Consider the following 10741-nt stretch of genomic DNA (forward strand, 5'->3'; position numbering starts at 1 on the left):
TCTTCACTACTACAGAACTTTAGCCTCTCACTTGGCTAACTCCTTGTGGGATCTTGGCGTCTCCACGGTTTACTTGGGCTATCCTTACTTCATTCCTAGGATGGTAACAAGCTCACTTCAAATTTGGTCTTTTCGCAAGTTGGCGCAATAGCGAACAAACTCCACGAGCACGGCGTAAAGACATACCTAGTGATTGAGTACAATACTTCGCGGCTCTGCGCCTTCCATAACGTTAAGGTTGACAGAAATCCAAGGGATGTCGTTAACTGTCCTTTTGGCCGTAAACTTCACAGCGACGTTAGTGGAGCGTTAAACATCGTGAAACTTGGAGTTAAGAAGATTGTCAACGCTTTGGCTCTTTCCTTTCTCTTCACATCACGGGGTATCTCCCTTAAGGGGGAGTAACGCTCAAGACCTATGCAGAACCCTCGCAGGGCTGGGAGTAGGTCAGCAAGTTTACGAACTCCACCTGTTGCTCATACGTCGCTATTGCTAAGACGTGGGGCGGGACGAAGGCCATGGCGTCTACTGTTGTGCCGTTTATGGTGAAGTTCTCTACTACCCGGAAGCTGGAGGGAGATATGCCCTCTATGACGTTGCTCTGGTATGCCCCCACGTACACCACGCTGGTGTAGTTATCGTAGGCCAACGCCTGTGGCCTAGAAACTACGTTTACTTTCTTCACCTCGTCGTTGCTTATGAAGTATAAGGCGTTGCCGTACGAGGCGGTCACCGCAACGTAGCCGTCAGCGCAGGTTATTGCGGGGTACTTGGCCACGTGAGGGATGGTGTAGTTCTTGACTACTTGGCCATTCAAGTTAAGCTGAGGGAGGGGTCCTTTCTGGTACACCACATACAAGTAGCCTCCCCCAGCGGTTATCCTGAAGGGCACCGTCCCTGAATAGGAGTGTAAGTTCACTGTGAGCGCTGTTCCATTGCCCTTCAGCGCCATCAGTTGCCCAGACCCCTGGAGCACCACGTAGACCTCCCCGTTCTTCGCGCAGTACACGCCGTAGCTTGGGTTCTTAGACGCGAAGATGTTGTAAACTTGAACGGAGGTTTCTCCAGTTGCCACCAAAAAAGCTATGAGAACTCCCAACACTATTAGCCTATATATGTTCATATGAAAATATTTCAAGTTTACATATTAAACTTTTCCCACTTTCAAACGATTAAAACAGAGGGGAAAAAAGAGAAATGTGGAAAGGCTACTCCACGTCCACCTCTATCCAACCGTTGTTGTCCCTTATGTTGTACGTCTTCAACCCAAGCTTCTCCTTAGGCGCGTCTGACGCTACGTAAGGTGGTTCGAGCATCTTGCCCGTGGTCAGCTCGAACAAGGCGTGGTGGCAGGGGCACTTCACCGTAAGCCTCTGCTCATCCAGTTCTCCTAGGATACACCTAGCGTGGGAGCAGACTGCATCCATTGCGTAGAGCTTCCCTCCAACGTTGGCTATGAAGACCACCTTGTCGTCTACCTTAACTGAGGCATGCTTTGCCTTTTCAAGTGCCTTTGCGGAAATAGTTCGTTTCCAAACCATGAGAGAAACTATGCGTTTAAGATTTAAGCTTGCCTATTAAAACGTATATATTCACGGGGGAGACGTTTTCTCTCATTTTTAATTATAGTTTAAAAACTTTCACGGAAAAATTTATCATGGTAGATTCCGTGGAACCGTTACTTGTGGAAAACGTAAGGGAGTTCGCCAGGAAATACGTCCAACCAATAGCCGAGAAAGTGGACAGTGAGGACTGGTACCCCAAGGAGGTCGTGCTGAAGATGGGAGAACTTGGTATCCTAGACCCCCTACACTACGGCGTCGACCTACACGACGCTATGCTCTCCCTCTTAGAAATAGCCAAAGTAAGCGGTTCGCTGGCCCTAATCCAGGACGCGCAGGCGGAGCTAGTGAACGCCCCACTTAGGAAGTACCTAGGTAGCAGGGTAAGCGACGACCTAGCTTCAGGGAAGGTCATAGGCTCTTTTGCCCTGAGTGAGCCGTGCTGCGGCTCAGACGCTAAGGCCATGAGGACGAGAGTAAGGAGGGAGGGGGACAAGCTACTGGTGAACGGGGAAAAGATGTGGATAACCCAGGGGCTCTACGCCGACCTCTTCCTAGTCTTCGCCAAGGATGAGCAGGGGGAGGTGAAGGCCTTGTTGGTATATAAGGACAGTTGCGTTGAGAGGGAGAAGGTAGAGGTGCAGGGGAACAGAGGCACCGGTACCGCGAGGTTGAGGTTCTCCAACTGCGTGGTGGAGAGGGAAGTAGGGGGGTGGGAGGTGGCGAAGTACGCGTTGTCCATAGGGAGGATAGCCATATCCGCGATAGCGCTTGGGCTGGCGTGGGGAGCTATGGAGGAGGCGTACGCGTGGGCATCCGAGAGAGAAGTCTTCGGTAAAAAGTTGTTACAACACCAAGGAATCCAGTGGACTTTCTCCGAGTCCCTCGCCGACCTCATCTCCACCTCCTCTCTTCTAGAGACCACCTGCAGGGCGTTCTCCTCAGACTGGGTAAGAGCGGAACCCTTGATCTCTGCGCTTAAGCTGACTTCCTCCAAGGTGGCAAACAAGGTAGTGGACTCAATGCTCCAGGTGATGGGGGGAATGGGTTACGCCAAGGGCTCCAGGGTGGAGAGGGCCTACAGGGACGTGAGGCTGACGAGGATTGGGGAGGGGAGCGACGAGGTCCAGAAGCTCATACTGTTTAAACACTTAAAGCAGATTGCCTCATCTGGGTTTAGAACCGACGTGAGCTCTTTTTGACTATTTATAAATTATTTTCTATATACTTACTAAAATAACAAAAATTTTTAAATCTTCTTAAACATGTGGGATAATGAAAAAAGTGGGAGTTATTGGAGTCGGTTGGTTCGGTTTTTCTCCCCACATACACGACCACTCTTTTAGGGAGATGATGTTCGAGGCCTCGCAGAGGGCCTACCATGACGCAAACGTCAACCCGAGAGAGGACGTGGACGCCTTCATTTCATGCCAAGAGGACTTCTGGGAGGGAATCTCCATATCAGACGAGTTCGCCCCTGACCCAGTAGGCGGTTCAATGAGGCCTGCCATGACGGTTGCGGGGGACGGCCTTCAGGGAGTAGCCCACGGAGTAATGATGATAAACTCTGGGGTAGCGGACGTGGTAGTAGTGGAGGCACACGCAAAGCCCAGCGACGTCCTCTCCTTCTCAAAGGTAGTGGAGCTGGCGATGGACCCCCTTTACGTGAGGGGAGCTAACGTGAACTACCACTTCATAGCTGGATTAGACGCGGTCAAGTTTATGGAGAGGACTGGAGTAACTAGGGAGGACTTGGCTGAGGTGGTGGTCAAGAACAAGGCATCTGGGCTCAAGACTGGGAGGGCCCCCTTTGCTTCCTCGTTGGACAAGGACTACGTGGAGTCCTTGGAGACAGTAGTGTACCCGCTGAGTAAGGCCGACATAGCCCAACCAGTTGACGCGTCAATAGTTGTCGTCGTAGCCTCTGAGGAAGTGGCAAGGAAGTTTAACGACGCCCCAGTGTGGATAACGGGGATCTCTTTCGCCACAGACAGCTCTAACTTGGAGCTGGCAGAACTAGGTAGGGCCAGTTACCTCGCCCTAGCGTCAAAGGAGGCCTTCAAGACGAGCAAACTGGAATCCCCTCTGAAGGTGGACGGGATATTCGTGGACGACAGATATAGCTACAAGGAGCTCATGCACCTAGAGGCCTTGGGCGTCCAAGACGTCATGGGTATGCTCAGGGAGGGCTACTTCAACCCAGGGAGCTACCTACCCGTGAATCCTAAGGGGGGACACTTGGCAAAGGGATTCCCCCTTGAGGCCTCTGGCCTCTCCCTCCTACTTGACGCAGTGGAGTACTTGAGGGAGGGGGAGAAGAAGGCAATAGTAGCAAGCTGGAGGGGAGTGCCCACCTTCACGGGAGCAGTGGCGGTGATGGAAAGATGAGGACTAACCTCTACTTTAGGAGAGTGGCGGTGATAGGCGCTGGGATGACGCCGTTCAAGAGGAGGTACTTGGAGACGCCACAGGAGCTGGCGTGGGAGGCGTCTAAGACTGCGTTGGAGGAGGCGGGGCTAGAGTTGAGGGACGTAGACTGCGTGGTAATAGGCAGTGCCCCAGATGCCTTCGACGGGATCCACATGAAGGGAGAGTACTTGTCCCACGGCTCTGGAGGAGTAAGGAAGCCAGTGAGCAGAGTATACGTGGGAGGGGCAACTGGAGTAATGACAGTGATTTCAGCGTGGTACCACGTGGCCAGCGGACTATGCAGGAAGGTCTTGGCTGTTGCGGAGGAGAAGATGAGCCCTGGAAGGCCTCACCCACAAGCCGTGTTCAGATATATCTGGGACCCAATAACGGAGAAGCCCTTGAATCCAAACTTGATCTGGATATTCGCCATGGAGATGCACCGCTACATGTACGTCAACAAGGTGAGTAAAGAGGAGATAGCGTTGGTCTCGGTGAAGAACAAGAGGAACGCTCTAGCCAACCCCTATGCCCAGCTCGGGGCTGAGATCACTGTGGAGGACGTGCTGAAGAGCGAGGTGCTGGTGTGGCCAGTTCAACTGCTTGACGTGAGCCCCGTGAGCGACGGGGCAGCTGCAATGGTGCTGGTGGAAGGGGACGTGGCCAGGAGGTACACCGACACACCAGTATGGGTGGAAGGGGTGGGATGGACTTTGGACAACACCTCCTGGCCCAACAGGGAACTCGCCTACCCTAGGTACTTGGAGAACGCCGCTAGGATGGCCTATAAGATGGCTGGAATTGAGAGGCCCCAAAAGGAGATAGACGTGGTAGAGCCGTACGATCCCTTCGACTACAAGGAGTTGCACCACTTGGAGGGGCTAATGCTGGCGAAGAGAGGAGAGGCCCCTTCACTATTGAAGGAGGGGTTCTTCGACAAGGACGGCGAGATACCCAGTAGCCCATCTGGTGGACTACTCGGAGTGGGGAACCCTATAGCTGCTGCTGGGCTAATGAAGACCATAAGCATCTACTGGCAACTCAAGGGGACTGGCGGAAGGATGCAGGTGAAGAAGCCAGTCCACACTGGAGTGGCCCAAGCTTGGGGCGACTTGATGCAGGCGTCCACTGTGGTGGTGATGAGGAACTGAGGTGATTGAGATGACTCTACACCCATTAAAGGAAGAAGAACTCAACTCTCACTACACTGTGAACTACAAGCCAGAGGCCGTGTACTCCTACACCGCTGGGCAGGCGCTAAGCAAGTTCCTCCTAGGACTAAAGGACGGGAAGATCTTGGGAAGGAAGTGTCCAAAGTGCGGCAGAGTGTACGTGCCCCCAAGGATGTACTGCGAGAAGTGCTTCGTGGAGAACGTGGACTACGTAGAAGTAGCAAACCCGTACTTGGATGCCTTTACAGTCGTGTACTACGACAACGAGGGCAGGAAGCTAGATAAGCCAGTGACTTTGGGCTTAGTGAGGTTCGAGGAGACGGTGGGAGGACTCCTAGCCTACGTTGAGGGGGAGCCGAGGCTAGGGGGAAGGGTTGAAATAGTCGCGTACGATATACCCCTTAGGGTAAGGGTAAAATGAATTGGATTCCGGACAGGGAGTGGAAGGAGGAGAGCAACGTAGGGAGGTGGCTGGCAAACAGGGGACTCTCCCTGGAGGAGTTCCAGAGACAGACGTGGGAGAAACCGGAGGAGTTCTGGGCGTCCTTTTTGGACGAGGTGGGCTTGAGATTTAGGAAGAGGCCTGAGAAGGTACTAGACCTCTCCAGAGGGAAGGAGTGGGCCAAGTGGTTCGTGGACTCTAAGCTCAACGTCACCGACATGCTTAACGACAGTGCGGACGTCTTCGTGCAGTCCATGGACGAGGAAGGTAACGTCAAATCGCTAACCTACTCGCAGGTGCTGGATTGGGCAAAGGCCATCTCTAGCTGGCTAAAGAACGTGGGGCTTAGGAAGGGAGACAGAGTGGCGGTCTACATGCCTATGAGGGTTGAGATAGTGCCAGTCATGCTGGGCATTGCCAGGGCGGGGATGGTGATAGTCCCCCTGTTCTCCGGTTACGGGGAGGAGCCAATAAGAGTGAGGGTTGAGGACAGCGGGGCAAGAGTGATCTTCACTGTCGACAGCTACACTAGGAAGGGGAAGGAAGTGGAGCCATACAAGAACCTAGAGAGGCTAAACTTGCTCAAGGTTGTGTTAAAGGAGAGTAAGGAGCTAAAGGACTACGTGGACTTTAAGGAGGTACTGAAAGCTCCAGGCGATGGTTACGAGGAAACGGAGGCGGAGGACCCCATGATGATCATCTATACCTCAGGAACAACGGGAAAGCCAAAGGGATGCGTTCACGTCCACGGAGGTTTCCCGGTAAAGGCTGGGGCTGACATGTACTTCCACTTCGACGTAAGGAGAGGGGAGTCAGTTTCGTGGATCTCCGACATGGGATGGATGATGGGACCGTGGTTGCTGTTCGGCGCCCTCCTCACAGGGGCAAAGGTAGCCCTACTGGACGGCTTCGCTACCCCAGACGCGTTAAGGCAGTTCGTGGACTCCCTCAACGTGAAGGTTTTAGGCCTTTCAGCAAGCCTAGCGAGGAGCTTGAGGGCCTCAGACCCCTCCCTGAGGCTGGATGTCAGAGTAGTGGGCAACACCGGGGAGCCAATTGACCCGGAAAGCTGGGAGTGGCTTTACAAGGCGACCTCCTCCCCTGTCATAAACTACAGCGGAGGGACTGAGATATCAGGGGCCATCTTGGGGAACTACGTGGTAAAGGAGATGAAGCCCTCTTCATTTAACGGCCAGTCTCCGGGCATAAGGGCGGACGTCTTCGACGAGAAAGGGAGACCTGCACCTCCCAACGTGGAGGGAGAGTTAGTTGTGCTGAGCGTCTGGCCCGGGATGACTAGGGGATTCTGGAGGGACCCAGAGAGGTACATCTCCACTTACTGGTCTAGGTGGAAGGGAGTATGGGTCCACGGAGACCTGGCCATGAAGGACGAGGAAGGATTCTTCTACATTGTGGGGAGAAGCGACGACGTAGTCAAGGTGTCAGGGAAGAGGATCGGACCAGGGGAGATAGAGGCTGTAATAGACTCTCACCCCTTTATCGTGGAGAGCGCGTGCGTTGGTGTTCCAGACAAGGTAAAGGGAGAGGTCCTGGTGTGCTTCGTGGTCCCCAAGGCCTCCAAGGAGGGGTTGGAAGCAGAGCTGTTGGAGTACTTAGAGGAGAAGCTGGGGAAGGCCTTGGTCCCGTCACATATCATCCTAGTGAGGGATTTACCGAGGACGAGGAACGGGAAGATCATGAGGAGGCTAATAAGAAACGCGTTGCTGGGAAAGGAACTGGGGGACACGTCCTCCCTGGAGAACCCGCAGTCCCTGGAGGAGATAAAGAGGGCAGTGAAGGGAGATTAGACTACCTACTTAATCCCCTTCCTTGCCCTGTCTAGGAGTAGCATTGTTGCAGTAAACAGGGCCACTAAGCTGGAGCTGTAAATCGCCAGTTCCGCGTTCTGCCACACAGCATCTACCAAGTAGCCCAACGCCCACCCTGCGTCCCCCAGTGCCACTACCACGGCATACTCGTCAACTGAACCCGTCCTCCCAGCGAACACTTCTGTGCTCAAGGGGATCACGGCCTCCCACAAGCCAAAGAACACAGCGAAGAGGGGGCTCACGCGTAAAAGCGACACTAGGGAGAAGAGGAGTAAGGAGAGGGCCAGAGATACCTCCTTCCTCTTGGTGTAGGAGGAGAGCAAGGAGAATACCATCCCCACCACTTCTGCCAATGTCGAGAGCTCACCCACTTGGACTTTCGTTAGGGAGAAATCAACGTAAGCCAGGAGGTAGACGTATGGTGAGGCCATCGCCACAGAGAGTATCATGAGGGGAATGGCGTAGGCGCTCCTTGGCAGTCCCATGGCCTCTCTGTCTGCCGCGTCGCAGTGGACCTTGAGCACTGGCACGAACGACGAGGCCAATATGACACCAGAGAGGAGGAAGAGTCCCCTAAAGCCCAAGGCCTCGGCTAAGAAACCTCCCACGGAGGGCATGAAAAGTGAGGGCAGTATGGAGAAAGCCCACACCCTGGTTATCGTCCCCTCTCCTTGCCTTCCCATCAACAAGTAGTAGGAAGGTAGGGCAAGGTAAAAGGAGTAATTCACTACCATAAAAGCCACTACTTCCACTGCGTTCCTGGCTAGAGACAGGAGGGCAAGCCCTAATCCTGACAACCCCATTCCAACGACTATTGCCAATATGGGGCTTCTCCTGTGTAGCCTCACCCCAACGAACGGGAAGGGTAGGGATGACGCCTGAAATAGGAGGTAAAGTAAGCTCACTTCCCCCTCAGGTACAAACCTAGAGAAGAATATGGATAGAAATGGAAAGTACATGTAGTATGCTACGCTCCAGAACATCCAGCTAGACAGCAGTAGCCCCTCTTGAGACCTCACAGGGATGCCTTGGACTTCCAATCCTTTAAGTTCTTGGATAGGGCAAAAGTTAATAAAAACTAGGTCATATCAAGAGTGTGTCGGCCAAGAAAGCGTTAGACTATGCAGTTATCGCGGTAGTTACCGTCGTCCAGATAGTCGTGTGGCTGAAGGGGGGAGTGCTCTTTGGAGGGGACCAAGCTTTCTTCTTGGACAGCTTCGTCCCTCCCTCAAATTACTTACTAGGTATAGAGTACGCAATTGACAGGAGCTATCCCTTTCTCCTGGGACCAGTTAACTCGGTCCCCTCCTTCTGGTACGACGGGCTAGCTTTTGTGTTAGACAGCCTAAGATGGCACTACAGCGAGTACGTCCTATTCTCCTTGCTCTTCTTCATGGGCTCTCTCTTCACCTTTAAGCTAGTAGAGGTAACTTCTCCAATAGGGCTCAGCAGCCTTAAGCTGAGGATTCCCACCTTAGTCCTCAGCACCGTGGCATTCATGGACAACTGGGGCCTCTACTTCGCTAACTACCAACAGATGGAGCCCAAGTTCCCCCTCCCTGGGGTAGTGGTGTTGAACCAGTTAAATTACGTCTTCCTCCCCGTGATGCTCTACTTTATCCTCAAGCTCTTCTCCTCCCAGAGCCTTGTTGACAAGCTCTCCTATTTAGGCCTCCTGGTAGTGGTGTTCGCAGTGGCGGGGGGGCTGAGCAACATAACTTACTTGGTGCAACTGTTTGGTGTTGTGCTATTAGCCTCAGTCGGTTTCCTCCTAATATACAAGAGGAGGGAGAACTTGGCCTTCGCTATAGCCTTGCCCGCTGTCTTCTTGGCCAGCAACGTCTACTGGATGCTCTCTGTTCTCTCGTTCGTAAATCAGACCTTGAGCAGCGAGTCCTTCGTGAGCGGTTCCTTTGGCATCCTAAACTCTACCTCTAGGCCGTTTCCCCTTGTCTTCAGCACCTTATACGACCCGCCCTCCTATTTGTACTTTATAGCGTTAGTATCCTTACTTGGGCTTGGCATGTACTTAGCTAGGAAGAGTAAGTTCGTGATCATGTGGTTCCTCATTTACATCGTGGTGACCACGTTTTACGCTGGAACCAAAAGCCCCTTTGGCGCTCAAGTTGAGTACTTGTTCTTTAAGGTTCCCTACTTCGTCGACATAAGGACTGAACCGTGGGCGCTAGGCTGGGTCCAAGGGTTCTTCTTCTCCTTGATAGTTTCCTCCCTGGTCCCACTCCTCATGGAAGAGGTGAAGTGGAACTGGGCTAAATTGTTGGCCCCCTTAGCCGTCTTGGGCGTCTTAGTCTTCTCCCTTGCCCCGAGTGCCTACGGCGTCCACTACTCCTCTGTTCACCCTCCCCAGCAGTTCGTGGAGGCAGTGAACTACCTCAACTCCCAGCCTGGGGAGTTCAACGCGATCGCCCTTCCCCAGTCCTTCACTTGGATGACTACCACTTGGTACGAGGGAAACAACATCTTGGTCTTCTCCCTGAGCCACCCGGTCTTCGTTGGAGGACACTACGGCAACGCCAACGACTACGAGAGCAATGCCTTTAGCGAGATATGCGACGCATTAGAGGTGTACAACCAACCAAACGAGATGTTGCTCTACAACTTGTTTTACGTAATGGGAATAAAGTACGTCTTCTTCCAGGGCGATTCGACTTTGGGCCCCAACGTTTCCACAATACTCTCTGGGCTCGTGAAGTACGAGCAACACGGGTTGCTAAAACTTGTTGGGGACTTCCCGCCGTGCTACGTCTTCGAGGTCAACTACGTCCACCCCTCCCTGTTTTACGGGAGCAACTACAGCAACTTCTCCCTGAGCTTCCTCTCAAGCCATAACGTCTCCCACTACTTGTTTCCCCTGAAGTACAAAGAGATAAACCCCTCGGAGTACGTTGTGTTCGACAACGGTAGCTTCAAGTACGTCTTCTTCAATTACGCCTACAGCGACCTCTGGTTAGCAAACGCTAGCCACTTCCAGTTCCTCTACGGAAATGGCTACGTAGTCAACGGGAAGGGGTTAGTGGTGAAGAACGAGGAGTACTTGACCCAGGGGAAGTACTACGTGATAATGGCAATCACGCTTTTGGTAGGGGTGGCACTGGCGTTGACTAAGCTCACGCCGTGGGCGAGGAGGGGAAAGCTCAAGGCCTAGCCCTTTCCGTTTCCGGTCTTCATTCCCCTAGTTCTGACCTACTCCCCTCTCTGCGAGGGTTCTGCATAGGTCTAAGGCGTTACTCCCCCTTAAGGGAGATACCCCGTGATGTGAAGAGAAAGGAAAGAGCCAAAGCGTTGACAATCTTCTTCACTCCTAGT

At 53.1% G+C, this 10741-nt stretch carries 10 protein-coding genes; 7 read left to right on the plus strand and 3 right to left on the minus strand.

The annotated features are described in order from the left end of the window. The first annotated feature begins 123 nt into the window (after nucleotides 1-123). Nucleotides 124-405: a zinc ribbon domain-containing protein gene (locus tag MPF33_11075; protein MCI2415762.1), complete on the plus strand. Its 282-nt coding sequence runs from the start codon at nucleotides 124-126 to the stop codon at nucleotides 403-405. Nucleotides 406-415: 10 nt separating this feature from the next. On the opposite strand, the gene MPF33_11080 is transcribed toward MPF33_11075, so the two are convergent. After that, nucleotides 416-1123, minus strand: a complete 708-nt coding sequence (locus MPF33_11080) for a hypothetical protein (GenBank protein MCI2415763.1) — start codon at nucleotides 1121-1123, stop codon at nucleotides 416-418. A gap of 85 nt (nucleotides 1124-1208) precedes the next feature. After that, nucleotides 1209-1541: a Rieske (2Fe-2S) protein gene (locus MPF33_11085; protein ID MCI2415764.1), complete on the minus strand. Its 333-nt coding sequence runs from the start codon at nucleotides 1539-1541 to the stop codon at nucleotides 1209-1211. 116 nt (nucleotides 1542-1657) lie between these two features. Here MPF33_11085 and MPF33_11090 point away from each other — a divergent pair, with 116 nt between their 5' ends. The 5 genes from MPF33_11090 (at nucleotide 1658) to MPF33_11110 (ending at nucleotide 7393) form a co-directional block, all read left to right on the plus strand. After that, nucleotides 1658-2764 carry an acyl-CoA dehydrogenase family protein gene (locus MPF33_11090; protein ID MCI2415765.1) on the plus strand — a complete coding sequence of 369 codons (1107 nt, stop codon included), beginning with the start codon at nucleotides 1658-1660 and terminating at the stop codon, nucleotides 2762-2764. A gap of 73 nt (nucleotides 2765-2837) precedes the next feature. Then, entirely contained in the window at nucleotides 2838-3950 is a 1113-nt protein-coding gene (locus MPF33_11095; protein MCI2415766.1) for a thiolase domain-containing protein, read from the plus strand. Continuing rightward, nucleotides 3947-5122, plus strand: a complete 1176-nt coding sequence (locus tag MPF33_11100; protein MCI2415767.1) for a thiolase domain-containing protein — start codon at nucleotides 3947-3949, stop codon at nucleotides 5120-5122. Before MPF33_11095 ends, MPF33_11100 begins: the two co-directional genes overlap by 4 nt. Before the next feature lie 10 nt (nucleotides 5123-5132). After that, on the plus strand, nucleotides 5133-5564 hold the full coding sequence (locus MPF33_11105; protein MCI2415768.1) for a Zn-ribbon domain-containing OB-fold protein: 432 nt from the start codon (nucleotides 5133-5135) through the stop codon (nucleotides 5562-5564). Further along, nucleotides 5561-7393, plus strand: coding sequence for an AMP-binding protein (locus tag MPF33_11110; GenBank protein ID MCI2415769.1), 1833 nt, complete (start codon nucleotides 5561-5563; stop codon nucleotides 7391-7393). The genes MPF33_11105 and MPF33_11110 overlap by 4 nt, the downstream gene beginning before the upstream one ends. Nucleotides 7394-7398: 5 nt before the next feature. Here the strand turns inward: MPF33_11110 and MPF33_11115 are convergent, their stop codons facing one another. Continuing rightward, nucleotides 7399-8433 (minus strand): hypothetical protein, encoded by a 1035-nt coding sequence (locus tag MPF33_11115; GenBank protein MCI2415770.1) that lies wholly within the window; start codon nucleotides 8431-8433, stop codon nucleotides 7399-7401. 77 nt (nucleotides 8434-8510) lie between these two features. Between MPF33_11115 and MPF33_11120 the strand changes: the two genes are divergently transcribed. Next, nucleotides 8511-10580: a hypothetical protein gene (locus tag MPF33_11120; protein ID MCI2415771.1), complete on the plus strand. Its 2070-nt coding sequence runs from the start codon at nucleotides 8511-8513 to the stop codon at nucleotides 10578-10580. Nucleotides 10581-10741 lie beyond the last annotated feature (161 nt).

It is taken from the genome of Candidatus Aramenus sp. CH1 (genome assembly GCA_022678445.1).
GTDB lineage: Archaea > Thermoproteota > Thermoprotei_A > Sulfolobales > Sulfolobaceae > Aramenus.

Excerpts from the sequence above, each read along its gene's own strand:
- MPF33_11080 (MCI2415763.1), bottom strand. The coding sequence starts at position 1,123 with ATGAACATATATAGGCTAATAGTGTTGGGAGTTCTCATAGCTTTTTTG.
- MPF33_11085 (MCI2415764.1), bottom strand. The coding sequence starts at position 1,541 with ATGGTTTGGAAACGAACTATTTCCGCAAAGGCACTTGAAAAGGCAAAG.
- MPF33_11090 (MCI2415765.1), top strand. The coding sequence starts at position 1,658 with ATGGTAGATTCCGTGGAACCGTTACTTGTGGAAAACGTAAGGGAGTTC.
- MPF33_11095 (MCI2415766.1), top strand. The coding sequence starts at position 2,838 with ATGAAAAAAGTGGGAGTTATTGGAGTCGGTTGGTTCGGTTTTTCTCCC.
- MPF33_11100 (MCI2415767.1), top strand. The coding sequence starts at position 3,947 with ATGAGGACTAACCTCTACTTTAGGAGAGTGGCGGTGATAGGCGCTGGG.
- MPF33_11105 (MCI2415768.1), top strand. The coding sequence starts at position 5,133 with ATGACTCTACACCCATTAAAGGAAGAAGAACTCAACTCTCACTACACT.
- MPF33_11110 (MCI2415769.1), top strand. The coding sequence starts at position 5,561 with ATGAATTGGATTCCGGACAGGGAGTGGAAGGAGGAGAGCAACGTAGGG.